Genomic DNA, 26,071 nt, shown 5'->3' with positions numbered 1-26,071 from the left:
GCTTCTTGTTACTGAACCTAGGTACGAACAGTCGACCGCACACTTATTTCTCACACGTTCACCTGTCACCGCCCATTGATGCTACTGCGATTGAAGCCCACGAAGCCGAGTAGGAGATGAAGGCAGGCCTTAGACACTGGCAAGAGGCTGCGTGCGTGGAGTCGTGTGCCCTGTGCGTAATAGTGTGTTATAGAAACAACCAAAAAGACCTCAATTCACGGATTAGTGAATTGAGGTCTTTTGGTTGTGTTGCTTATGTAGACCGAGCCGATCTTATTGCATCCAGCTCTCCGTAATCATGACGTAGTCAGAGAACAGAAAAATAGCCAGCGAAACGAATGTAAATCCGAGTGCAAAGATGTTCTTCTTCGGTCTTGCCATCAACAACCTTACAAACCCGATCGCAATCAGAATCGTGAATGCAAGCATGAACCAGTCGAACGTATTGATATTGCTTGTCGACGCTGCAGCTTTTGCCGCTTCTTCTGCAAGATACATGGGATGACCTCCTTTTCGTCACACGTCACCTATCATATTCCTATGTTAGCGGCTGCGGACGAGCGATGCAACCCCCGACTGGAATTCGTAACAACTTTGTCAACATTTTACCTCAAATGAATAGAAGTTAACCATCACCAATGAGGGGTACATTTAGAGGATTAACCTATATGGGTCGTTCTATGTATGTCGGGACCGTTTCATGGAAGAATGATCCCTGACGTCATGTGGTTAGAAAATTAAATCGATCGTCACATAATCGAGATTGCGATATAGCAGCAGCTCCGTCCTTCCGGTTGCTTCGTCCTGGATGACAACGTGATCCTTGCCGGCTGACACGATAACACCTGTGAACGAGCGGGCATTCCACTCAGAATTGTTCGGATAGGTCATATAGAAAGTCGCCAAATTGCCCCGTACGGAACGAAGCCATCGTTGATATCCCATCATTCGAACGTTACTGCGGCAGCGCCCTGTGCGGCTGCTTCCCTTTCGCTTCGCTTCTCTCATCCTCCACCTCTCCTGTTCTACCGATTGCTCCTATGCCAGCATATGAACATCGCAGATAATCGGTATGGACAATCCGAGGATGACGGATGTACAGGGGGTACATGCGGATGCAGCAGGAGTATATAAATCACTTCTATCCTCAACCCTAACTTTAAACGGTAGTGCATGCTTACGGTTGCCGTAGGGCTTATTGGGTACATAATGTTCGTTCTCGAGGCTCTCCAACCATTGAACCTCATCGATCGTGATGTAAAAAGAGAGCGGACCATTCGGCAGTTGCTTAAACCGCTGCCGGATGGTCCGCTCTCTATCATTCTGTTAATCGAATTTAGTCCGCTGCACCCGCAGCGACCGACTGCTCCGCCTCGCGGCGTTTGATCGTCCGCTGACGGTCACGCTCCAGAATCGGCCCCAGATACTTGCCGGTGTAAGAGCCCTCCACCTTAACGAGAGCTTCTGGCGCGCCGGTACCAACAATCGTACCGCCGCCATTGCCGCCCTCCGGTCCAAGGTCGATCAAATAGTCAGCCGTCTTGATGACGTCGAGATTGTGCTCGATAACGAGTACAGACTCTCCGCTGTCCACCAAGCGATGCAGCACTTGCAGCAGACGGTCAATGTCATCTACATGCAGACCCGTTGTCGGCTCGTCGAGAATGTAGATCGTCTTGCCCGTGCTGCGACGATACAGTTCAGCAGCCAGCTTCACGCGCTGCGCTTCGCCGCCCGACAGCGTCGTCGCCGCTTGACCGAGGCGCATATATCCAAGACCTACATCGAACAACGTCTGCATCTTCCGATGAATCCGCGGAATGTTGCGGAAGAACTCGACCGCATCCTCGATCGTGAGCTCCAGTACCTCGGCGATGTTCAATCCCTTGTACTTCACCTCGAGCGTCTCGCGGTTATATCGTTTGCCCTTGCACACTTCGCAAGGCACATAAACGTCCGGCAGGAAGTGCATCTCGATCTTGATGATGCCGTCGCCGCGACAAGCTTCGCAGCGGCCGCCCTTCACATTGAAGCTGAACCGGCCCTTCTTGTAGCCGCGCACCTTCGCTTCATTCGTATTGGCGAATACATCGCGGATATCATCGAATACGCCAGTGTAAGTCGCAGGATTCGAACGCGGCGTTCGCCCGATTGGCGACTGGTCGATATCGATAACCTTCTCGACATTCTCAAGACCGCGGATCTCTTTGTACTCGCCTGGCCGCACTTTCGCGCGGTTCAAGTCACGGGCAAGCGTCTTGTACAAAATCTCGTTCACGAGCGTCGACTTGCCGGAGCCCGATACACCCGTTACTGCCGTGAATACGCCAAGCGGAACCTTCACATTCAGATTGCGCAGGTTGTTCTCCTTCGCTCCCCGAATCTCCAGCCACTTGTCCGTCGTCGGACGGCGCTCCAGCGGCACTTCGATAAACTTGCGACCGCTCAAGTAGGCGCCAGTAAGCGAGTTCTCATCAGCCATGACTTCAGCCGGTGTACCTTGCGACATAACCTGTCCGCCGTGTATCCCTGCGCCTGGACCAATATCGATAATGTGGTCCGCTGCCATCATCGTGTCTTCGTCATGCTCGACGACGATCAGCGTATTGCCAAGATCCCGCATATGCTCCAGCGTCTGAATGAGCCGATCGTTGTCCCGCTGATGCAGACCGATGCTCGGTTCGTCCAAAATATACAGGACGCCCATCAGGCTCGATCCAATCTGCGTTGCCAGCCGGATGCGCTGCGCTTCGCCGCCGGACAACGTACCCGCTGCGCGGCTGAGCGATAGATATTGCAGACCTACATTCACGAGGAATCCAAGTCGACCGTTGATTTCCTTCAAAATCAGGTTTGCGATCGTAAGATCCTTCTCGCTTAAGTTCAGCCCTTCGAAGAAGCGCTGCGCTTCACCGATCGAGAGCGATGTCACATAGGCGATGTTCTTACGATCAACCGTGACGGCCAGACTTTCCTTGCGAAGGCGGTCGCCCTTGCAGGAGCTGCACGGCTTCGCAGCCATGTAGCCTTCAATGATTTCGCGCATCGCTTCAGAAGCCGTATCCCGATAGCGGCGCTCGAGGTTATGGACGATCCCTTCGAACGCGACGAGCGCTTCCTTCCGATGGCCGAAATCATTCTCATATTTGAACTTCACGAGCTCGCCGCCCGTTCCGTACAACAGCTTCTTCATCTGCTCTGGCGTCAATTCGCTTACTGGCGTCGTACGCGAAATGCCGTAGTGCTGGCACACCGCCGCCAGAAACTGCGGATAATAGTTCGATGTGCTGCCAGCCCACGCCTCGAACGCACCATCTTCGATCGACTTCGATGGGTCCGTCACGAGCAGGTCCGGATCTACAATCATCTTCGCGCCAAGACCATCGCACTCCGGGCAAGCGCCGAATGGACTGTTGAACGAGAACATGCGCGGTGCGAGCTCATCGATGCTGAAGCCGCATTCCGGGCAAGCCAGATTCGAGCTGAACATCAGTTCTTCCTTCTCCATCACATCCACAATGACTTTGCCTTCAGCCAGCTTGAGCGCCGTCTCGAGCGAGTCCGCCAATCGCGTATGCACGTCGGACTTCACTACGATCCGGTCGACAACGACCTCGATCGAGTGCTTCTTATTCTTCTCCAGCACGATCTCTTCGCCGCCAAGCTCGCGAATCTCGCCGTCGATCCGCACGCGGACGAAGCCTTGTTTCTGCACATCCTGCAGCAGCTTCGTATGCTCGCCTTTGCGGCCCGACACGATCGGCGCAAGAATCTGCAGACGTGTGCGCTCTGGGTACTCCATAATGCGGTCCACCATCTGCTCGACCGTCTGCGAAGTTATCTCAATGCCATGCTCCGGGCAATGCGGCTTGCCGACCCGTGCGAACAAAAGCCGCAAATAGTCATAAATCTCCGTTACCGTACCAACTGTCGAACGCGGATTGCGGCTCGTTGTCTTCTGGTCAATGGAGATCGCAGGCGACAATCCTTCGATGGAGTCGACGTCCGGCTTCTCCATTTGTCCGAGAAACTGTCGTGCGTAAGCAGACAGCGACTCGACGTACCGCCGCTGTCCTTCCGCGTAGATCGTATCGAACGCGAGCGATGATTTGCCCGAACCGCTAAGGCCTGTAAGCACGACGAATTTGTCGCGCGGAATCGTCACGTCGATATTTTTCAAATTGTGGGCTCTCGCCCCCTTGATTACTATACGATCGCTTGCCACTGCTGCTCCACCCTTCTATTCCACTCTTGATAACCGTTCATCATCAATCGCCTTCCGCGCGCAGCTCCAACAACGCATCGCGCAGCTCTGCCGCACGTTCGAACTGGAGGTTCTTCGCCGCATCCTTCATCTCGGCTTCCAGGCGCTGAATAACCGACTGGCGCTCCTTCTTCGACAACTTGCCGCCGGCTCCTGTGCCAGTGAGGTAATCCGACTTCTGCTCGGCGACCTTCGTCGCTTCGATCACGTCGTGAATTTTCTTGCGTATCGTCTGCGGCGTTATGCCGTGCTTCTCGTTGTAGGCCAGCTGTATGGTACGACGGCGTTCGGTCTCCTTGATTGCCTTATCCATGGAGTCCGTCATCTTATCGCCGTACATAATAACGCGTCCGTCCGCGTTGCGCGCAGCCCGGCCGATCGTCTGAATGAGCGACCGCTCCGATCGCAGGAAACCTTCCTTGTCTGCATCGAGAATCGCAACGAGCGTAACTTCCGGCAGGTCCAATCCTTCCCGCAGCAGGTTGATCCCGACGAGCACATGGAACGCGCCAAGGCGCAAATCGCGCAAAATCTGCATCCGTTCCAGCGTCTTGATATCCGAGTGCATATAGCGCACTTTAATGCCGACTTCCTTGAAGTAATCGGTCAGATCTTCCGCCATCTTCTTCGTCAGCGTCGTTACGAGCACGCGTTCATCCTTGGCGATGCGATCGCGAATCTCGCCCAGCAGATCGTCGATCTGTCCCTTCGTTGGACGCACTTCAATAATGGGATCGATGAGACCCGTCGGCCGAATGATCTGCTGCACCATCTCCGGACAATGCTCAAGCTCATAAGGGCCCGGCGTTGCGGATACGTAAATCATCTGTCCAGCCTTCTCCTCGAACTCCTCGAACCTCAGCGGCCGGTTATCCATTGCCGATGGCAGACGGAAGCCGTGCTCTACTAGCACTTCCTTACGCGCCCGGTCGCCGTTATACATCGCGCGAATCTGCGGCAGCGTCACATGAGACTCATCAATAACGATTAACATATCATCGGGAAAATAATCCATCAGCGTATACGGCGTTGCGCCGCGTTCGCGGAAGGTGAGCGGTCCCGAATAGTTCTCGATGCCGGAGCAGAAGCCCATCTCCTGCATCATCTCGATATCGTAGCGCGTTCGCTGCTCCAATCGCTGCGCTTCGAGCAGCTTGTTCTGCGATCGCAGCTCCTCCAGCCTCTCTTCCAGCTCCCGCTCGATGTTGACGAGCGCCCGCTTCATCGTCTCCTCTTGCGTAACGAAGTGAGAAGCCGGGAAGATTGCGATGTGGTCGCGCGTTCCGATGATCTCGCCCGTCAGCACGTCGATCTCCGTAATCCGTTCGATCTCGTCGCCGAACAGCTCGACCCGAATGGCGCGCTCATTATTGGCGACCGGGAATATCTCAATGACATCGCCGCGAACGCGGAACGTGCCGCGAATGAAGTTGATATCGTTGCGTTGGTACTGGATATCGACCAGCTTATGAAGGATCGCATCGCGGGACTTCTCCATGCCAACGCGCAGCGACAGCACCAGACTGCCGTATTCCGAAGGCGAACCGAGGCCGTAGATGCAGGACACGCTGGCTACGATAATAACATCGCGCCGCTCGAACAGTGAGCTCGTGGCTGAGTGACGCAGCTTATCGATCTCGTCATTGATGCTCGAATCCTTCTCGATATACGTATCCGTCGACGGAATATAAGCTTCCGGTTGGAAGTAGTCGTAGTAACTGACGAAATACGATACCGCATTCTCCGGGAAAAACTCTTGAAACTCGCTGCACAGCTGTGCAGCCAGCGTCTTGTTATGCGCGATGACGAGCGTCGGCCGATTCAACTTAGCAATCGTATTAGCAATCGTAAACGTCTTGCCTGTACCGGTCGCACCGAGCAAGGTCTGATACCGCTCGCCGTCCGTCACGCCATCTACCAGCTGTCGGATCGCCTCGGGCTGATCGCCCTGCGGCGTATAACCCGACATCAGTTTGAAGGGCTTATTCGATCGTTCTGCAAACTCCATGCGTAAACGGTCACCTCCTGCTATTTCATAACGTTCTTCATTTCATTTATCGTCTATTATAATTTTGTTCTTTCCTGTACGTTCGGAAACTTATAAATTCAAATATGGTGAAATCGCACGATGTGCGCGCGGACTCGAATGTGTGTTCCCATCTATTATATCGTTTTCCATATGCGGTTGCAATTTGAATATGCGCATGGAAGCGATTCCTAAGCACAAGAAAAAGCGCGCGCCTTACGACGGCGCGCGCTCCATGAACCTATATAAATCTACTTTCGCTGTTACACCGTCGAATCCTGCGTTCGACCTGTGCCGTGCCCGCCCTGACGCGCGCCATGACGGCCATCAGCAGAAGTTCCAGGACGGTTCGGCGTCCCTGCGTCCGCACCTGATCGGCGCATGAACGGCCAGTAGTTCGCTTCGCCGAACATCCGAACCATAATCGGAATGAACAGCGGGAGCATGATGAGCGCGTACATGAACAGTCCGCACAATACGATCGTCGCGATCTGCAGCAGCGACATTACGCCCGAAGGAAGCATCGCCGCGAACGTGCCGCCTAGAATGACCGCCGCCGACATGATGACCGTACCCATTCGTTTCATCGCCTCGAGAATCGCCTCGGTCGGCGGCAGGTGGCGGTATTCTTTGAACCTATCCATTAAGAAGATGCTGTAGTCGATGCCAAGCGCCACGAGCATAACGAAACCGAAGAACGGCACCGCCCAGCTAACGCCCGTATGTCCGAGCCAGCGTACGTAGATGATTTCCGTCACCGCCATCGCGGTGTAGAACGTTACCATGAGAGAAGCGATCATATAGAGCGGCATGACAATCGAACGGAACAGCAGAATCAATACAATCCCGATGCCGATTAACATGAACATCATCGTCTTCGAATAGTCCGCATCCGAAATGCCGTTCAAATCATGGTTGTTGCTCGTAATGCCGCCCACTTCGTAGTGAGCCGACTGGAACGACGTTCCTTGCAAGCCGCGCGCGACAGCCGACTTGAGCTCTTCGATCTGATTCATTGTCTCCAGCTCATACGGATTGCCGTCGAATATAACATCGAACTTCACCGTTTTGCGATCCGGCGACATGTAGACGTCGATCGCTTGTTCAAACTGCGCATCCTGCGCTGCCTGTTCTGGAATGAACCAACCTGTGAGCCCTTTATTCGGAGAAGACGACAGCTCGCTCAAATAACTTTCAGCCGAACCAAGTCCGTCGGTTACCTGCTTCAGACCGTCAACGCTCTGATCAAGTCCGTCCGTCAGCTCCGTTAATTGACCGTTCAGATCTGTGAAGCCGCTCTGCAGCTGCTTCTGACCGTCTGCCAATTGATCGAGCCCTGACTGCATCTCCGGCAATTTAGAAATAACGACGCCCTGTCCTTGTGCAGCCTGGTCCAGTCCGGTCTGCAGCTTCGCAATGCCGGCTATGAGCGACTGCAGCCCTTGTGCCAACGCCTTCTGACCGTCCGCTGCCTGCTTTAGGCCGGCATTGGCTGCATCCATGCCTTTCGACACACCATCCAACTGAGCATTAAGCCCTTTCGTACGGCTGTTAAGTTGATCCGCGTCTGTCTGCAGCTTGCGGACAGCGCCGAGCGCTTTCTGGTAAGCTGCATCTTCCGCCAGATCAGGGTATTGCTCGGTCAGACCACTTAGGTCGGATCCGACAGCGGCCAACTCGTCGGCCAACTTCGCTTGTTCCGTCGCAATTCCCGTGTACCCTGCATAAAGCTGCGTTACACCATCGCCAAGCTTGCTGTAACTGCTTTCCAGCTGCTTCGCTGCATCGGCAAGCTTCTCGGCGTTCTGACGCACCTGCTCAAGGCCTGCCTTCAGCTCTTTCGCACCGGCCGAGCCATCCTTCATTCCTTGCTGGATGCGCGCGAGCCCTGCAGACAGTTCGCTAACGCCTGACTTAAGCGCCAGCGTACCATCCGTCAATTTGCTGGCACCATCCGCTGCTTCCTTCAGCTTCGGCGCGTTATCGCTGAGCGCCTTGCTGGCGTCCGACAATCCATTGCCAATCGTCGACAGACCGTCTCCGCTCTGCCCAAGTCCATCCTGCAGCGTTCCGACTTGATCCGAGACGAGGAATCCATCCGGCGCCTCGCCCGTCGGCCGCGTCGCGCTTCGAACGGTCTTCACGCCCGGCACTTGCCCGAGCTCACGACTGACCTGCTCTACTACAGCTAAGCCATTCGTGTCGCCCATTGGCGTATCTGACTGCATGACAACGGTTGTCGGCAGGGTCTCACCGGGACCGAAGCCGTCTGCAACCAGATTGAACGCTTTAACCGAATCGTACTTCTCGCCAATCTCGTCGAGCGAGTTGAACGAAATTGAACCTTTGTACGCTGTAAGCGCGGGCACGATCAACACAAGCAAAATAACGAGCGCCCACAATGGACGTTTCAGCGAGAACGCGCCGACTGCGCCCCACAGCTTGCTCTCCTTGTGCTCCAGCGACCCTCGGGCCGGCCAGAACAACGCTTTGCCGAATACGGAAAGGAAGAACGGTACAAGCGTGAACAATGCAATGAGCATAACCGCTACGCCAACCGCCACCGCAACTGCCGAGCGGTACAGCACGAACGTCGAGAAGCCGATCGAGGCGAAACCGACGAACACGGCCAGACCGGAGAACAGGACCGTCCGTCCCGCCGTGCGGTACGTCTGGACAATCGCTTCGTCTCGATCTCCGAGTCGAATCAATTCTTCTTTATACCGGCTGATCAAGAGAATGCAGTAGTCCGTACCAATACCGAACAATACCGCGACCATGAAGATCTGCGTGAAGTTCGACAATGGGAAATCCATATATTCCACTAAGTATGCGACGACCGACTGCGAGGTCAGATAACTGAATCCGACAGCAAGCAGCGGTACGAGCGGCGCAATCGCCGAACGGAACACGAGGAATAGAATAATAAGAATGAAGCCAACGGTAATGAGCTCGGTCTTCTTCAGCCCTTCCTGCGAGCTCTGAACGACGTCCTCCCCGATGACCCAACCGCCGGTCAAGTAGTGATCGACCTTCACGTCTGCGAGCGCCGAGTTAAGCGAATCGGTCATTTCCTTCGGAAGACGGCCTTCCTCCAGCACCTTCACGAGCGCAATGACCGTCGACTGATCTTCGGAGACGAGCTGGCTCTCTAATTCCTTCGTCTGAAAATGGGTCGTAACCCCTGTCACCCCATACTGCTCGCCGTTATCGATCAGCTTCTGAAGCGCCTGCCGAGCCTGCGACAGATCGTCAGCGGTCAGACCGCCTTCTCGATGGAATACGACGACAGTCGATAGCGTCTTGCCTTCGCCTTCCTGTCCTTCCATGCCGCTAAGCAGCTTGGCGGCCTCTGAAGAGGAGTAGCCGTCAGGTACATCGATCTGGCCTTTATCCCTGACAAGCTCCTCCATGTTCGGCGCGGTCAGCATCAGTCCTGCCGCAACGACAACCCACAGTACGAGCACCACCCATTTGAACCTTAATACTGTTCTCATTCCCCTATCCTCGCTTTCTCTTTATCTATCTGTTTCCACCGGTTCCGACTCCGTCCGGGCTTGCACTAACGCGGCTGCAAGCTTCTCGTATAGCTCAATGAAACCAAACGCTTCCTGGTCGGTAAAATGGGACAAATACAGGCACAGCAGCTCCTCGAGCTTGCTGTCGAACTGCCGTGTCAGACGCTCGCCTTCCGGCGTCGACTTCAAGTACGTTACACGTCGATCCTTCTCGTCAGGGACACGTTCGATCAGTTTCTTATCGGACAATCGGGTGATGATGGCTGTGATCGAACTTTTGCCCACACAAAAAACTTCTGCCAGCTCCGATGAGGTCGTGCATCCATTCTCGCGCAAATAGCGCAGCGCGGCGCTCTGATCCAACGTGAGCTCATCCGGCAGCAGGTCACGAGTAAGCGCGCTTAGTCTGCGGTTCACCGTGAAGGAAGCTTCAAGGTAGCGATCGATCAGCTTAGATAGTTGTTCTGTGTCCATCTTTTCACTCTCCTTTCGTTATGTTAGAACGACCCGACAGTTTGTTCGACTGTCGAATGGTTGCATTATCGAATAGTTTCACTATTGAACTATATCGCAACAACCCAGCGGCTGTCAATAATATACAAGGCGACAAATCGACGAACATCATTAAGAAGCAAAAACCGCCCCTGCATCGCTTACGCGATACAAGAGCGGTTCCGATTGTTGACTAGTTCGGTCATATATTATTCTGCCACGAAGCGGAGCAATGCGCTGCCGAAGTCGTGGTGGAAACGCGGCGCTGCAAGGCCGGCGTACATCAACTCATCGCCGCCATAGACGCGGTCTGTGCCCAGCAGTCTGTAATTGAGCGCAGGATCAAGCCCTCTCAGCTTGAAGCGGCCGAGCGGCGGATGCGGTTCGTTCAGCACCTGTACGTAGACCGCCATCACTTCTCGCTTATCCTTGGAAACGAACATCCACGACGTTACGTTGCCCTCGAACGGACTGAGCAAGCGGTGGAAATCACCCTGCTGCACGAGCGACCGCAGTTCTTTGTACACAGCGATCTGATCGGTAACGACGGTCTTCTCTTCCTCCGTGAACTTCGTCAAATCCAGCTCGTAGCCGAAGTTGCCGGACATCGCGACATTGCCGCGCGTCTCGAGCGACGTAATACGTCCAACCTGATGGTTCGGCACCTCGGAGATGTGCGCACCCATCGCGCTGATCGGATAAACGATGCTCGTTCCGTATTGGATACGCAGACGGGAGATGGCATCGGTGTTATCGCTCGTCCAAGTTTGCGGCATGTAATAGAGCATGCCTGGATCGAAGCGGCCGCCGCCGCCGGAGCAGCTCTCGAACAGCACATGCGGGAACTTCGATGTAATCTGCTCCAGCACGTTGTACAAACCGAGCATGTAACGGTGAGCTGTCTCGCGTTGACGCTCCGCCGGCAGCAGAGCAGAACCGATCTCCGACATGTTGCGGTTCATGTCCCACTTCACATATTCGATCGGCGCGCTGCTGAGTACGCCAGAAATCGTATCGATCAAATATTGCTGCACATCCGGACGGCTCATATCGAGAATGAGCTGTGTACGTCCCGTCGTCCGATGACGGCCAGGCATGTGCAGGCACCAGTCTGGATGCGCACGATACAGATCGCTGTCCGGCGAGATCATCTCAGGCTCGAACCACAAACCGAACTGCATGCCAAGCTTATTGATGCGTTCAGCGATATCTTCCAAGCCGCCCGGCAGCTTGCGCTTGTCTACGAACCAGTCGCCCAGCGACGAGTTGTCACTGTCACGCTTGCCGAACCAGCCGTCATCGAGAACGAACAGCTCCATGCCAAGCTCGCTGCCGACCTTCGCAATCGCTTCAAGCTTGTCCGCATTGAAATTGAAGTACGTACCTTCCCAGTTGTTTACGAGTACGGGACGAACCTCGTCGCGATAGTTGCCGCGGCACAGGCGTGTACGATACAGCTCATGATAGATGCTGGACATGCCGCCCAGACCTTCCGGCGAATAAGCCAATACAACCTCTGGCGTCTGGAACGTCTCGCCCGCTTCAAGCCGCCAGCCGAAGTCGAACGGATTGATGCCCATGAACAGGCGGGCCGTACGGAATTGATCTACCTCTACCCCAGCAAGGAAATTGCCGCTGTAGACGAAGCTTACGCCGTACACATCGCCATGATCCTCGGTCGCTCCGTGCTCGAGCAGGGCAACGAACGGATTCTGCATGTGGCTGCTGGAGCCGCGGCGGCTTTCGATCGATTGCATGCCTGGACGAAGCGGACGGCGGAACACGTCGCGTTCACGCGACCAAGATCCGGACAGCTGCAGCATATCGTAGCGGTCATGCTGGAAGTCCACGCTCATCGACAGCGCGCGGCGCAGCTGCACCGTTTCTTCGCTCTCGTTAGAGAAGGAAACAGATCGCGTAATCGCATCCAATGCTTCATAGACGGAGTAGGATAACGTTACAACCAGACCCGTCAGGCTGTCGCGCAGCTTCACGAGCAGCGTCACAGCCTCGTCGTCGGATTCCGTATAAGTAGCAGGCAGACCTGGAAGCGCTGGCTTGCCTTGTACGATTTCATGCGATTCATATCGCAGATCCGATACGGTTGTGCCGTTCGCATACTGCGCTTCGAAAGCCGGCGTACGGAAGTCGGAGCTGCCGTAGCTTGGATATTCATGCGGCATCGTATCGAACGAGATTTCATTGCGTCCTGGCACCGGGTTCGGACTGAACGAAGCGCGTTCTTGACGCTCAACCAACGTGTGAAGCTGATTGCCGCGAATGCGGCGGCCCCAATAAACATGGGAAGGATAACGTCCTTCGACCAGCTCGAAGGCGTAGCTTGTCTTATTCGTCTGCAGATGGAACAGCTGCTTGGATGCATCAAATTGAATCGCCATATGATAACTCCTCCGGAGGGGATAGGGGCGACTGCCCCTTTGACCCCGTTAATTATTAACTCAACTAAATCATCAAATTAATCATCAAGATTACTGTTCATTACACCATTAAAACCAAATTTTCTACCCACCTAAATCCGCCCTGCTAGGGAGGACCCCCCGGGGTTTCCAACCCCGGGACCCCGGTATGGGTAACGTGGGACGTACAGAGGCGTGGATACGTTACTGCGTGCTCCGAGTCGTGTGCCACTACGTGGCACAACTTTTGTTCGAGTTAACTGTGATCTGTCGCTGCGTGCTCGGAGTCGCGTGCCCTTATGGGCACAGCTTTTGTTCGAGTTAACTGCATACAAAAAAAGAATGCCTATAATGTGTTCATTATGGCATTCTCGTCTTTTATTTAGTATGGACAATTCTCGGATTTATATGGACAAATGTAGCGCAGTCGATCTTCATAAGGTGATCGATGGGTTATCGCTTCGAGCGGCGGAGCGGTGTTGGCGGATCTACTTCAACAGATACGGACAACACCTCATCTGTTGTGGAACCTTCACCCATACTGCTTTCCGGCAAGCTCTCTGCTGGCGCTTCCGACGCTGCGGGCAGCGCTAGTCCTGCCGCCTGCTCGCGAGCGGCGAGGCTGCCGCCGCCATAGGCGGCTTCTCTGTGCTTCGTTGCTCGGCTCCGCCACAGCATGCCAATGAAAGAACCCGGCGCCGGCTCTACATAGTAGTCTGCCCGGTCATCCGGCGCAAGAATTACGCCCAGCTGGTGATGCTCGCCAGCATAACGCGACCGCTGAACGAAGCGCTGCTCGCCCTCGCGGTTCAGCACCTCCAGTTTACAGAACGCCGAATTCCGATGCAGCGCTTCATATAGCTCTTCTTTGGTCCGAACGCGAACCCCATTCACCTTGTGCAAAATCTCGCCGCTTTGCAATCCCATCTGCGCGGCTGGCGTTCCTGGTACAATACCAAGCACCATGAGGCCTCGCTGATCATGGACGAACAGCGGCGTCCCTTCCGACTCCCGCTTCGCGCTCGACCAAATGAGCAGTTCATGCAGCACGAGCGCCACAAGCGCAGCCAGCGGCAGCAGCGATGGCAGCCAAGCCGCCAGCAATGCGGCAACGGCTACCGCCAGACTGTACCAGAGCAGCGACTTCGACGCCAGACGCGCCTTATTCTCCGGCAGCTGCGAACGGGTCCACTCCGTGAAGCCGATGACCATCGGCAGCGCGGTGAACGACCAGCCGACGGACGATGCATGCTCGCCACTAAGCAGCGGCAGCAGCGGCGTCCAATTAAGCGCGCCTCCGTCCGCGCCAGTCGGCACGAGCAGCAGCAGCGGCACCGCCCAGTAGCCCTGCAGTTGATAAGCGCCGATCAGCTTGCCGCGTTTGCCTTCCATAAACATCGGAGTCGCGAACTTCGAGCCCTGCCGCTTAACGAGCAGCGCCTCTGCTCCGTGCAGCAGTGCGACCAACAGCAGCACTGCCGGCATATCAATGGCTGCAAGCGATGCCGCACGATCGCCGATCCAGCCCGTTCCGTTCTCCAGATGAACGAAACCGTTCACCCACTGCAGAAGACTAAGCACCCCTGCCGCATAAGCGAAGCATAGATAGCGAAGCCGCAGCAGCGCGAGCACGCCGGCCGTTCCCCACAGCCAGATTGCTGCTTCCGCTGTCAGCGACGCACCGATAAGCACCGAAATGCCCGACAATACAATACCTACAACGAGTCCTGCCCCTACTGTGCGAGCGAGCAGTATCGGCCACACATGCAGCCGGACACTGAACAACCGCCGCTCTACCCAAGTACCACGCATATATAGAAAACCAATGACAAAAACGGCTATATAATAATAAGGCTGTGCCAGCGCATGCAGCACTCCGTCTCCAATTAATCGCAGCCATTGCAACGCTGCATCCACATGATCATCCCCCTAGTCTCGAATGTTAACGTTATGCCGCCCAAGCCAGAAGGCTGACCTCAATTATTTTCGACATCTGTAACGATATTCCTTCCTGCATGTAAACGAACGGTATATTGCCGCTCATGGGTGACAACATCGTTAACCAAGCTGAGGCGAGACAATACTCACGGAATCTCAAGTACGGAAACAGTCCCAGCTATGCACAAAAAGACCCCAATCCCACTGTTAAGCGGTGATTGAGGTCCTTCTGTTGAAATCGATTAGCTAGCCTTCTTTAATTTCTCGCGTACCGTACTGAGCGCCTTGTTCAACTGCGCATCATTCGCCTCGTTGCGAATCCACGTCACTACGCCTTTCTCCAATGCATCCGCCGTCGCGTTATCGACGACGCCAGTCGCCGGAAGCCCTGCTGCCTGTTGGAACTGTCTTACCGCTTGGTCCGTCGAGTTACTGAAATATCCGTCCGAGCGATCCGTCTTGTAGCCAAGCGCGTTAAGCATCTGCTGCAGGCTGCGGACATCGTCGCCGATTTGATCCTGCTTGAGCGGCTCTGTACGCGACAGCTTCGCCGACTTGTACACCTCTGGCGCCGCAACGGCAACATCGGGCTCGATCCCTTTCTCATGCACCCATGTGCCGTTTGGCGTCAGCCACTTCGCGATCGTAATCTTCACCAGACTGCCGTCACCAAGCGACTTATCATAGTTCACCTGTACGGTTCCTTTGCCGAACGTCTTCGAACCGACGAGCACGGCGCCTGCCGATTGCTGCAGCGCACCCGCCAATATTTCGGATGCGCTCGCGCTTCCTTCGTTAATCAGGACGGCAAGCGGGTAATTGCGTCCAGGACCTTTCGAATCTGTCGACTCCTTCGAGCCTTCGCGATCCTCTACCTGTACAATCGTCTTACCCTTGGAGATGAACGGTTCAGCTATCGATAAGACGACTGGCAGCACGCCGCCTGGATCGTTGCGTACGTCAATAACGAGCCCTTTCATTCCTTGATCTTCGAGCTTCTTGAGTTCTTCCGCGAAGCGCTCCGCCGTATTCTTGGAGAACTGGCGAATCTCGATAAGTCCGACGTTATCCGACTTCATCGAAGCATACACCGTCTCGACATCGATATCGTCGCGAACGAGCTCCAGCCGGATCGGCTTGTTGACGCCAACGCGCTGAATCTCCAGCTTTGCCTTCGTCCCTCTCGGTCCGCGAATCTTGGTCACCGCTTCATTCAACTGCAAGCCATCAAGCTTCTCTCCGTTCACGGAGAGGAGCACATCCTTAGGCATAACACCCGCGCGCGCAGCAGGGGAATCCTTGATTGCCGAGATGACGACGACCTTGCCGTTCTCAATCGTAACCTCTGCGCCGATACCCGTGAACGATCCATACACCGACTCGGAAAAATGCTTCGCCGTGTCCTTCTCCATATAGACCGAGTATGGATCACCGAGCGACTCCATCATCCCCGCGATTGCGCCGTTAATGACGTTCTCGCGTTCGACGTCCTTGTAATATTTGTCCTCGATCAGATCCATGACCGCTCCGAGCTTCGCTTCTTCCTTCTCGCTTAAGCCCTCGCCATCCGAGGTTGCTTCGCTCGCAGCGGGGACGCCGCTAAGTTTTTTCATAACCCACTTATCGGTCGCCATAAGCGTCCCAAGCACCGAAATCATCATCGTAAGCACGACGAATACGGCTACCGTACGCAGTCTGATATGCATGTCTCCACCACCTCGTCTGTCCATCTCCAGCTTCTGGGCCGCCGCGCAATGCCAGCAGCCGCACTCAGCACAACTAGTAGTATATGACAAGCTTTTCTGTTTTATTTAGATGTTGGCAAACATGTGGAAACGGAGCCACTCAGCGTGGCTCCGTCTCCTGTTTCGCTTTTATTTCAAATAACCATTCGGATCCTTCGGCGTACCGTTCACGCGTACTTCGAAGTGAAGGTGGTTACCGGTCGAGTTGCCCGTAGAGCCGACTTCTGCAATTTTCTCGCCGCGCTTCACGCTTTCGCCCACTTTGACCTTAATGCCGCCGTTGCGAATATGGCCATACAACGTCCAGAGGCCATTGCCATGGTCAAGAATAACCGTGTTGCCGTAGCCGCTTGTCCATCCTGCCGTGATGACAACGCCGCCCTCTGCCGCATAGATGCTCGTGCCTTCAGGCGCGGCCAAGTCAATACCCGCATGAAGCTTCTTCGTATGATAAATCGGATGAATGCGATAACCAAATCCCGAGCTGACACGGTAAGAAGATTTCAGCGGAACAGCCAGTTTGCCGCCGGTGTAGAATACGGTCTGCTTCTTCTGTTCTTCGCGCTTCTTACGCTCGAGGTCAGCGATCTTCTTCGCGTTATCGACCATAAGCTGTTCTTGCTCTTCGCTAATATCCTCGAGTTCTTCCATCTTCTGATTGTACTGAGCTATCAGCTTTTCTTTCGCTTTCTCCTTCTGAGCCAGCACGCCTTGATAATCATTCAGCTTCGCGTACATGTCCTTCACGTCGCTCAGCTTATTCTCGATTTCCGCTTTCTTCTGCGCGACGAGCGCTTTATCCTTCTTGTGCTGCTCCAGCACATCTTTATCTTGGTTGACGATAGCCTGAAGAGCGTCGAAGCGATCAACGAAATCCGTGAAGCTCGTCGAGCTCATTAATACATCAAGATAAGAGACGACGCCATTCTGGTACATAAGCCGCAGTCTGGATTGAAGCATTTTGTCCCGTTTCACTACGCGATCCTGTGCCTCTTCCAGCGCTTGACCCGCCTGCAACAGGTCATCCTCTGTCTGGTTGATCTGCTTCTGCACGCCGTTGATCTGCTGACCGACCTCATCAAGCTGTTTCAAAATCTCATTCACCGAGCTTGCGGCCTGATTCTTGAGCGCAAGCACGTCTTTGCTTTCCTTCTCCGCCGTTTTGCGGGTTGAAGCCGCCTCTTGCGACTGTTTCTTGAGAGCTTCCAACTGTTTGTTGATCTCGCTGATTTTGGAGGCCGCTTCAATCTCGGGAGCCGCTGTCCCCGTTTGCCACACGGTTAACGCTATTAGAAGCGCCGTCGTGACAGCCGTCGCCTTTTTCCACGTTCCTGACCTTTTCACGCTTGATCACCTACACCTTCAAATACTTGCGTACCGAAATGGTACTGCCCCAAATGCCAATCAACGTACCGATGCCTACAAGCGAAACCGTAAGCAGGAATGCAACGTCGCGATATTCAACTAGCGTAATCATCGCGAGACCTAGATCGAATTTCGTCATCGCAATCAACTTCACATAGCCATATAGCAGCGCGCCTGCCGTAATGAGCGATGCAGTAAACCCGATAAGAGCGCCTTCGATGAAGAACGGCCAGCGGATGAACGCATTCGTTGCGCCGACAAGCTTCATGATGCCAATCTCGCGGCGGCGATTCAGAATCGTCACTTTAATCGTGTTCGAGATGAGGAACATGGCCGTAACCGCCAAACCAATTACAATGATGAGCCCGACGTTACGCACCGCATCCGTCGCCTTGAACAGCTTCTCGACCGTGCCTTGTCCGTATTTCACGTTCATGATCGGCTTCGTCTCGTCCGCGTTGTTGATCGCCTTGATCTTATTCGCAACGTCTGCGATCGTCTTCGGCTCGAACACTTCAACGGTGAAAGAATCCGGCAGCGGATTGTTCGTCTTATCGAAGCCTTCCAGCAAATAATCAGCGTCTTCGCCTAGACTATTGCGAAGCACCTCAAGTCCTTGGTCCTTCGAGACGTACTCCACGCTCTTCACATCGACCATGTTGCCGATATCGTTATTCAATTTGTCGATCGTCTTCTGATCCGCATTCAACTGCAGGAAGACGCGAATTTGAACCTGACTCTCGATCTGCTGAGCAAAATGGTTCACGTTCAGCGAGAGAAGCAGGAATACGCCTAATATAAACAGCGAGATAAAGATCGAGGAGGCCGATGCGAACGACATCCAGCCGTTGCGTACGACATTCTTGACCCCTTCCCGCAAATGGCGAACGATGGTTCTAAATTTCATAACCGTACTCCCCTCTTGCCTCATCGCGTACGATTTCGCCATTCTCGATAGCAATTACGCGTTTACGGAGCGAGTTGACGATTTCACGGTTATGCGTCGCCATAATGATCGTTGCACCGCGGAAATTAATCTCTTCAAGCAAATTCATAATGCCCCATGACGTCTCGGGATCAAGATTGCCTGTCGGTTCGTCCGCTACGATAACGGACGGATTGTTAATGATGGCGCGCGCGATTGCGACGCGCTGCTGCTCGCCGCCCGACAGCTGCGTCGGCAGGCTGTTGTGCTTGCCCTTGAGGCCGACAAGCTCGATGACCTCCATCGTGCGCTTGCGAATAAGCTTCTTCGGCGCTTCGATAACTTCCATGGCGAAAGCGATATTTTCGAAAACGGTCATCTTCTGCAGCAGTCGGAAGTCTTGGAAAATGACCCCGATATTCCGGCGTACATATGGAATTTTGCGCGGCTTGAGCTTGCCAATGTTGAAGCCATTGACCGAGATTTGACCCTTAGTAGGCACTTCCTCACGATAGATCAGCTTCATAAACGTCGATTTGCCCGCACCGGACGGACCGACAAGGTAAACGAAATCGTTGCGATCTATTCGTACAGAGACGCCGCGGAGCGCGTGAGTGCCATCCGCATACGTCTTCCAGATATCCTGCATTTCAATCACGTTATCACATCCTGTAAGTTGTCGACGCTAGTATTTCGACAGGAATATGCGAAATCCTCTTAAATCCCGTCACATTCCGAGTTTTTAACAATTCTAATGTGAAACCCGTTCGACATCTGTACAGCGCGGAAAACGTCGATCCCGCGGCTCCGTAAGGGTTGAATTGATTTCATGAACAAGGGGACAAGCTTGAAGACTTTACCATATTTTTAGGCGAAGAAGCCCTTAATTACCGTAACTTCCGAACTTGTCCATGCGTCTTACATTTATCCAATGTTTAGGGGGCTGTTAGGATGAGCGAATCGCTTCGTTCGAAGCGGTTAATGCGGCATGAATCGAAGGGTGCAAGGTAGGCGTTCCGGTCTGTCAGCAGTGCAAATGAGTGTGGAAGAAGAATGAGAACCTGGCTGTGCTGATGCACTTGTTCAGGAACTGTGGGAGGAGCAAACAAGGAATGAAACGTATCCATGTGGTGTTCATCGTTGTGCTGGGCTTACTGCTGGTTGCTTCTGCCGGCTGGGGAGCGGTATGGCTGTATGCGAGCGATTCGAAAGTTCCGGAGGATGTTACGGCAGGCGGCATTCCGCTCGGCGGGATGGAGGTCGACGAAGCGGCCAGCCTGTTATCGCAATATGTGGATCTATGGGAACAGCAGAAAGTCGTCGTTCTTGCCAATGAAGCATTGGAATCAACCGACTCGAAGACTTGGACGCTTGAGGAGCTCGGCAACCATGCAGATGCAGAAGCGGCGATTGCTGCGTTGAAGAAGCTTCAGGAGGGCAGCCTCATCGATCGCGCGCGCTATCGCCATTCCTTCGAGAAGACGCTGACCGTTAACTACTCCTCTGATCAGCAGGTGTTCGACGATGCCATTCACAAGGAATGGGGCTGGATCGACGCCAGCGCGCCGACCAATGCTACTCGCGTCATTACAGCCAACGACCGGGTCGTCTACACGCCTTCCAGCAACGCTTATCGCATCGACTATGATGTTCTGCACGAACAAGTCGATCCGTGGATCGAAGAAGCCAAGACGTCCACGGCCGTACTGGCAGCCGATCTGGATGCATTGCCGACGCGCGAGCTGCATCTCCCGCTTCCGATCAAGACCGTCGAACCCGAATTCACTTTGGAGAAGCTCAAGGCCCAAGGCATTGACCGAATGATTATGTCATTCACGACCGACTTCGCGACGAGCGCGGAAGGACGCGCCTTTAATGTCACGTCGACTGCGAAAGTACTGAACGATGTCGAGCTTGCGCCTGACGAGGTGTTCAGCTATGGCAAGATCGTTGCCGCCACGGAAAAGGAGTATGGCTACCGCGAAGCGCCTGTCATCCAGAACGGCAAGCTCGTTCCAGGGATCGGCGGCGGCATCTGCCAAGTGTCCAGTACACTGTATAACGCCGTCATCCGCGCTGGTCTAGATATCGTCGAGCGGCGCAACCACTCGCTTCCGGTATCGTACCTGCCGATCGGTCAGGATGCGACGTTCGCAAGCGGCGCGATCGACTTCCGCTTCAAGAATACGACGGGCAAGTATCTTATTATCCGCACCGTCGTCGAAGACCGCAAGCTGACGGTGAAGCTTTTCGGCACGATGCCGGATAACGTCCGCTATGATATCGAGTCGATTACGACCAGTACGATTGAACCGACGATCAAGGAAACAGTCAGTGACGCGCTGCCGCCGGGCGGACGCCTTATTACGCAGCAAGGCAAGCAAGGATATGTAGTAGAGACGTATCGCACGCTCGTACGTGATGGAGAGGTTGTATCGCGGGAGAGGCTGTCGAAGGATAAATACAATGCTCAGCCGACGCTCGTCAACATCGGCAAAGGTACGGAGCCAAGCAAAAAACTAGGCCCTGGCGCGCCGAACGACGCTGAGCAAACGCCGATTATCGAGGATGGCTTAGGAGTTCAGGCTCCTAGCGCTTAAGGATTCAAGTTTGTTTAATATACAAAACAGCAGCCGCCCAGGCACTTACGTGCGGGCGGCTGCTTTGTGGTGAATAGCGAAAGGAATTAAGGTCATGGTGAATCACGTTTGCGACCCGCTCATCCGAGCTGCGTGAGTGCCTGTTTCTAAGCGTGGCTGAACCACACCTATCGAACTATACCGCCCGCATCTAATCCGATAAGTGAGGCTCATCCCCACCTAATCGGTATTGACTGTTGATAATTAGCTTGGCAGGAACGCTAAGTGTGATTTCGGTACGCTTAAATCTCCTGCTTAAGTGTATGCTTACGATTAAGCGGGAGTGATCCACACTTATTTAACCATCAGGGTGAATTACTTCTGCTGCAATTCACGCTTGCGCGCCGCCAGCTCGCGAAACTCTGCGTCGAGCTCCGCATAGCGGCTATCGCCTTGGACATGCTTCGCCAGCTCGCCGAGCACATAGGCGATTTGGTTATCGAGCAGCATGAGCTGCTCCTTGCGCTCTTCCTTGCTCATGGCGGAAGTTGATCCTGTTGAAGCGGAGGCAGAAGCGGAGGCAGAAGCGGAAGATGAAGGTGCAGCCTTCGTGTCATCCGGCTCGTTCTGCGCAAGCTTCTCCGTGTACTCCTTGAGCCCGCTCTCCTGCTTGCTGATGGTCCCGTTGTTAAATACGAGCAGCTTGTCGCAGATTCGTTCGACGAAGTAGCGGTCATGAGAGACGACCAGCAGCGTACCGTCGTAGTCAACGAGCGCTTGCTCCAGCTGTTCCCGGCTCGGCAGATCAAGATGGTTGGTCGGCTCGTCGAGAATAAGCACATCGTGCTCCTGCATAATAAGCCGCGCCAGCTTCACGCGCGTCCGCTCGCCGAGGCTCAAGTCTCCGATCGAACGGCGGAGTACGGATTCGTCCAGGCCCATGTTGGCAAGCATGGTACGCACCTCGCTCTGCTGTTCACGATTCGGGAACGCATCCTCAATCATCGCCACAACCGTCTGATTCGGCTTCAGATCGGATACATCCTGCGTCAAGTAAGCAATGCTCGCAGCCGGACTGACCCACATGCGGCCTGCATCCGCCGTCTCTTGGCCAGTCATCATTCGCAGCAGCGTCGTCTTGCCGCAGCCGTTCGGGCCAAGCAGTCCGATACGCTCTCCGCGCTGTACGAAGAAGGAGCTGTCGTCGAACAACGTCCGCTCGCCGAACGACTTCCGAAGCTGAAGCGCCTCAATGATGCGCCGTCCCCGCTTCGCCGGCTGATCCCACTCGAAGCGAACCTCCGCTTCTTCCTTCGGCTTCTTCACGCCTTCCAGGTCGATCTTCTCGAGCCGATGAATCCGCGATTTGATCTGCTGATCCATCTTCTTCGCCTTCGTCCGGTAGAACTCTTTGACGCCTCGCATCTCGGCCATTTTGCCAACCTTGCCAGCCTCGCGGTGCGCCTTGTCGGACCACTGCTTCAATCGATTGATCTCCTCGTGAATCTTCCGCTCATATTTGGTCTGCTCGATATAATGATGCAGTTGGCTGGCATAACGACGAGCCTTCTCCTCGCGGTAATACGTGTAGTTGCCCGGGTAGTTCGTCAAGGCCCCTTCGTCGATTTCAATCGTGCGCTTCGTCGCACGGTCGAGGAAATGCCGATCATGAGAGATTACGATAACGGTACCTTCGAATTTCGCGAGCTCGTCAATGAGCCATTCCACGCCTTGCAGATCAAGATGATTCGTTGGTTCGTCGAGCAGCAGCACATCAGGCTTCGATGCCCAGATATCGGCGATTGCCAACTTCGTCTTCTCGCCGCCGCTTAGACCGTCGAAACGATTCTCATCCCAATGGCGAACCTTCGATAAGCCAAGCTGGCTCGTCAGTTCGAGGAATCGTTCTGTATCGCTATGCCCATCTTGATCGCCGCTCATCGCGCCCATGCCAGCAAACGTGTGGACCGTATAAGAGGTCGATTGCAAGAGGTAACCGATATTCAGGTTCGAGCGATGTGCCCGAATCATCCCGCTGTCGGGCTGAAGTCCGCCGAACAGCAGATTCGCAAGCGTCGTCTTGCCTGCACCGTTCATGCCAACGAGACCGATCCGTTCTCCTTCAGCTATGTCAAAGTTAATGCCGCTTAACACCGTATGGTCGCCGAAGCTTTTCTTTAAATTACGAACGCTAATAATAGTTGTCATATGCATCCCCGCTTTGTTCTCTATTTTTAGAGGCAGTTCAAAAAGTCCACTTGTGATCACGAAGCATGACAAGAAGCATACTCGGCGTCGAATCTTGAACCTTCTCGGTGCTGACAACCGAACTTTTTGAACACCCATTCTAATACTGACAAGGGCAATGACATTCGAATGCTGACAACTAACCAAGGTGAAACCTTATGCTTAGATGGATATGAGCTTTGATGAATATCAAAAAGCCGCAAGCATATCGCTCACGGCTCGGATAGACGGATATAGGTGTTTGGTTGGATGCCGGCCTCTTGCCTAAATATAGGCAGCAGAAGCTGCGCAAAAACATACTGTCCCCCAAGGTGAAACGCCCATCGTCGTTCTTGGAACGGCGCCATTCGTTTCATTCTTGAGAAATCCAAGTCCAAGCATAAGATGAGACTTATACAATCTTGGATTGTCGTTCGTACAGAGGCGTTAACCTAGCACGAAATAGACCGTATTATTGATGCAATATCGGCAAGGAGTAATCTCCAACAGACACACGTATCCCTAATCCGCTCCGCCATAAGCAAAGCTCGTTGTCGTAGTTTATTCGAATTTCATAAACGACAATGAATTAGTTCCACATGATATCGAGTTGGATACCTCCTAAGAATAAGGCCCTGGTATAGACCAATCATAATTAGCTTCTCAGCTCTAAGCACTCGCTTAAAGTGGTTCCATCTTAACACTTCCTCGTCTTGATGGCAATACGGCAAGAGACGAAATCCAAAAATTAGGTGAGCCGAGTATAAAGAGCGGCGGGCGAAGCCGCTCGTCAGGCTTGTACAACAGCTTAAAGGCAGACCGATGCGCGAGCACGGGCAGCGGCCTACTTCTTCTTATGAAAGGCAAGCACCGTCACCACGAGCATCGCGAACGAGATCATAAGCGTCAACGCCTGATACACTTCCATCCTCACACCCCCTTCTAGCTCGAGTTCAAAAAGAACGGTTTTGCGGACTTTTTGAACGTCCTCTTCTAGGAGGCCTCTGCCTACAATGGGCCTTCTGGACTGTTCTGCTGTCTGTTCTGCCATTATACCAACATTCGCCTATTGTGAGAACATACGTTCGTACTATTCTTACAAAAAAAGCACCCTGCCGAATGGGCAAGGCGCTCGGGGATGATGCTATCGTTTAAAATTAGCGGCTCTTCTCCGCATACTCGGTTACCCATGCTGCCGTTGCATCGAGCTCACGCTCTGCGCGGGTAATCGCATCCGTTACTTGCGGCGTAGCCGTACCGCCGTATACGTTGCGGGCGTTCACAACGTTCACTGGCTGCAGCACTTCGTAGATGCGATCGTCGAACAGCGGCGAGAATTGCTTGAATTCTTCGAGGCTCAGATCGAGCAGGTATTTGTTCTGCTGGATGCAGTACAATACCGTCTTGCCGATGACTTCGTGCGCTTGACGGAACGGCAGACCTTTGTTAACGAGGAAGTCGGCGATGTCCGTTGCGTTCGAGAAGTCTTGGTTGACCGCTTGACGCATAACGTCCTTGTTCACCTTCATCGTCGTAATCATCGGAGCGAACAGCTGAAGTGCGCCTTGCAGCGTACGAACCGTATCGAACATGCCTTCTTTGTCTTCCTGCATGTCCTTGTTGTACGCTAGCGGCAGCGACTTCAGAACCGTCAGCAGACCGATCAGGTTGCCGTACACGCGGCCCGTCTTACCGCGAACGAGCTCCGGTACGTCCGGGTTCTTCTTCTGCGGCATGATGCTGCTGCCTGTGCAGAAGGCATCGTCCAGCTCGACAAAGCGGAATTCCGTGCTCGACCAGAGGATGAGCTCCTCGGAGAGGCGCGACAGATGCATCATGATGATCGATGCATGCGACAGGAACTCCAGAATGAAGTCGCGGTCGCTTACGGCATCAAGGCTGTTCTCGTATACGCGATCGAAGCCAAGCTGCTTCGCCACGAAGTGGCGGTCGATCGGGAACGTCGTTCCTGCGAGTGCACCCGCGCCGAGCGGCAGCGTGTTGATGCGCTTGTAGCTGTCCTGCAGACGCTCCGCGTCGCGGCCGAACATCGATACGTACGCCATCAGATGATGAGCGAACAGAATTGGCTGCGCACGCTGAAGATGCGTGTAACCCGGCACGATGGTATCGAGGTTCGCTTTCGCTTGCTCCAAGAGCGCCGATTGCAGCTTTTGCAGAAGGTCAACGAACTCGACTACGCGCTTGCGCAGGTACAGGTGCATATCCGTTGCGACTTGGTCGTTACGGCTGCGGCCCGTATGCAGCTTGCCGCCGACTGGCCCGATATCGTCGATGAGCGCTTTCTCGATGTTCATATGGATGTCTTCGTCAGCGATCGCATATTCCCAATCGCCGCGCTTGATGCGCTGCAGCACGCGATGCAGACCGTCCTTGATCGTATCCACGTCGTCAGCAGGCAGAATGCCTTGCTTGCCGAGCATCGTTACATGCGCCAGACTGCCTTGTACGTCTTCTTCTGCCAGCTCTTTGTCGAACGTAATCGAAGCTGTATATTCCTCAACCAGTTGGTCGGTTTTCTTCGTAAATCGGCCGCCCCATAATTTACTCACTAG

16 protein-coding genes are annotated in these 26,071 nt (G+C 54.1%); 1 reads left to right on the top strand and 15 read right to left on the bottom strand.

The window, feature by feature from the left end; genetic code table 11:
- Window positions 1–273: 273 nt before the first annotated feature.
- From SBI19_RS06690 to ftsE, 12 genes are all read right to left on the bottom strand, one after another.
- On the bottom strand, window positions 274–498 hold the full coding sequence (locus SBI19_RS06690) for a PH domain-containing protein (RefSeq protein WP_317966222.1): 225 nt from the start codon (window positions 496–498) through the stop codon (window positions 274–276).
- Window positions 499–729: 231 nt separating this feature from the next.
- Window positions 730–1,008 (bottom strand): spore coat protein GerQ, encoded by a 279-nt coding sequence (locus SBI19_RS06685; RefSeq protein ID WP_317966220.1) that lies wholly within the window; start codon window positions 1,006–1,008, stop codon window positions 730–732.
- Window positions 1,009–1,336: 328 nt separating this feature from the next.
- Window positions 1,337–4,225, bottom strand: coding sequence for an excinuclease ABC subunit UvrA (uvrA, locus tag SBI19_RS06680; RefSeq protein ID WP_317966218.1), 2,889 nt, complete (start codon window positions 4,223–4,225; stop codon window positions 1,337–1,339).
- Window positions 4,226–4,268: 43 nt separating this feature from the next.
- Complete coding sequence (gene uvrB / locus SBI19_RS06675) at window positions 4,269–6,272, bottom strand: excinuclease ABC subunit UvrB (RefSeq protein ID WP_317966216.1); 2,004 nt, start codon at window positions 6,270–6,272, stop codon at window positions 4,269–4,271.
- A gap of 281 nt (window positions 6,273–6,553) precedes the next feature.
- Complete coding sequence (locus tag SBI19_RS06670) at window positions 6,554–9,787, bottom strand: MMPL family transporter (protein ID WP_317966214.1); 3,234 nt, start codon at window positions 9,785–9,787, stop codon at window positions 6,554–6,556.
- A 21-nt stretch (window positions 9,788–9,808) separates the two neighbouring features.
- Window positions 9,809–10,282: a MarR family winged helix-turn-helix transcriptional regulator gene (locus tag SBI19_RS06665; RefSeq protein ID WP_317966212.1), complete on the bottom strand. Its 474-nt coding sequence runs from the start codon at window positions 10,280–10,282 to the stop codon at window positions 9,809–9,811.
- Between the two features lie 227 nt (window positions 10,283–10,509).
- A complete protein-coding gene (locus tag SBI19_RS06660; protein WP_317966210.1) occupies window positions 10,510–12,699 on the bottom strand; it encodes an alpha-galactosidase in 2,190 nt (729 codons plus the stop codon).
- A 471-nt stretch (window positions 12,700–13,170) separates the two neighbouring features.
- Entirely contained in the window at window positions 13,171–14,634 is a 1,464-nt protein-coding gene (locus SBI19_RS06655; RefSeq protein WP_317966208.1) for a PDZ domain-containing protein, read from the bottom strand.
- 263 nt (window positions 14,635–14,897) lie between these two features.
- Window positions 14,898–16,361, bottom strand: coding sequence for a S41 family peptidase (locus tag SBI19_RS06650; protein ID WP_317966206.1), 1,464 nt, complete (start codon window positions 16,359–16,361; stop codon window positions 14,898–14,900).
- A 168-nt stretch (window positions 16,362–16,529) separates the two neighbouring features.
- Window positions 16,530–17,744 (bottom strand): murein hydrolase activator EnvC family protein, encoded by a 1,215-nt coding sequence (locus tag SBI19_RS06645; protein WP_317966204.1) that lies wholly within the window; start codon window positions 17,742–17,744, stop codon window positions 16,530–16,532.
- A 10-nt stretch (window positions 17,745–17,754) separates the two neighbouring features.
- A complete protein-coding gene (ftsX, locus tag SBI19_RS06640; protein ID WP_317966202.1) occupies window positions 17,755–18,672 on the bottom strand; it encodes a permease-like cell division protein FtsX in 918 nt (305 codons plus the stop codon).
- On the bottom strand, window positions 18,662–19,348 hold the full coding sequence (gene ftsE / locus SBI19_RS06635; protein ID WP_110041852.1) for a cell division ATP-binding protein FtsE: 687 nt from the start codon (window positions 19,346–19,348) through the stop codon (window positions 18,662–18,664). Before ftsE ends, ftsX begins: the two co-directional genes overlap by 11 nt.
- A gap of 454 nt (window positions 19,349–19,802) precedes the next feature.
- Between ftsE and SBI19_RS06630 the strand changes: the two genes are divergently transcribed.
- Window positions 19,803–21,290 (top strand): VanW family protein, encoded by a 1,488-nt coding sequence (locus tag SBI19_RS06630; RefSeq protein ID WP_317966199.1) that lies wholly within the window; start codon window positions 19,803–19,805, stop codon window positions 21,288–21,290.
- Window positions 21,291–21,644: 354 nt separating this feature from the next.
- On the opposite strand, the gene abc-f is transcribed toward SBI19_RS06630, so the two are convergent.
- The 3 genes from abc-f to argH all read right to left on the bottom strand — a co-directional run bounded on the left by abc-f (window position 21,645) and on the right by argH (window position 26,068).
- Entirely contained in the window at window positions 21,645–23,477 is a 1,833-nt protein-coding gene (abc-f, locus tag SBI19_RS06625; RefSeq protein ID WP_317966197.1) for a ribosomal protection-like ABC-F family protein, read from the bottom strand.
- Between the two features lie 862 nt (window positions 23,478–24,339).
- Window positions 24,340–24,546, bottom strand: coding sequence for a putative holin-like toxin (locus tag SBI19_RS06620; RefSeq protein ID WP_317966195.1), 207 nt, complete (start codon window positions 24,544–24,546; stop codon window positions 24,340–24,342).
- A gap of 106 nt (window positions 24,547–24,652) precedes the next feature.
- Window positions 24,653–26,068 carry an argininosuccinate lyase gene (gene argH / locus SBI19_RS06615; RefSeq protein WP_317966193.1) on the bottom strand — a complete coding sequence of 472 codons (1,416 nt, stop codon included), beginning with the start codon at window positions 26,066–26,068 and terminating at the stop codon, window positions 24,653–24,655.
- Between the last annotated feature and the right edge of the window lie 3 nt (window positions 26,069–26,071).

It is taken from the genome of Paenibacillus sp. CCS19 (assembly GCF_033239625.1).
Lineage (GTDB): Bacteria > Bacillota > Bacilli > Paenibacillales > Paenibacillaceae > Paenibacillus_T.
Note: the sequence above shows the minus strand (reverse complement) of the source record. Positions and strands in the feature narration are given on the sequence as shown.

Coding starts and splice junctions, on each gene's coding strand:
- SBI19_RS06690 (WP_317966222.1), bottom strand. CDS start 498: ATGTATCTTGCAGAAGAAGCGGCAAAAGCTGCAGCGTCGACAAGCAAT.
- SBI19_RS06685 (WP_317966220.1), bottom strand. CDS start 1,008: ATGAGAGAAGCGAAGCGAAAGGGAAGCAGCCGCACAGGGCGCTGCCGC.
- uvrB (WP_317966216.1), bottom strand. CDS start 6,272: ATGGAGTTTGCAGAACGATCGAATAAGCCCTTCAAACTGATGTCGGGT.
- SBI19_RS06670 (WP_317966214.1), bottom strand. CDS start 9,787: ATGAGAACAGTATTAAGGTTCAAATGGGTGGTGCTCGTACTGTGGGTT.
- SBI19_RS06665 (WP_317966212.1), bottom strand. CDS start 10,282: ATGGACACAGAACAACTATCTAAGCTGATCGATCGCTACCTTGAAGCT.
- SBI19_RS06660 (WP_317966210.1), bottom strand. CDS start 12,699: ATGGCGATTCAATTTGATGCATCCAAGCAGCTGTTCCATCTGCAGACG.
- SBI19_RS06650 (WP_317966206.1), bottom strand. CDS start 16,361: ATGCATATCAGACTGCGTACGGTAGCCGTATTCGTCGTGCTTACGATG.
- ftsX (WP_317966202.1), bottom strand. CDS start 18,672: ATGAAATTTAGAACCATCGTTCGCCATTTGCGGGAAGGGGTCAAGAAT.
- SBI19_RS06630 (WP_317966199.1), top strand. CDS start 19,803: ATGAAACGTATCCATGTGGTGTTCATCGTTGTGCTGGGCTTACTGCTG.
- abc-f (WP_317966197.1), bottom strand. CDS start 23,477: ATGACAACTATTATTAGCGTTCGTAATTTAAAGAAAAGCTTCGGCGAC.
- SBI19_RS06620 (WP_317966195.1), bottom strand. CDS start 24,546: ATGGCAGAACAGACAGCAGAACAGTCCAGAAGGCCCATTGTAGGCAGA.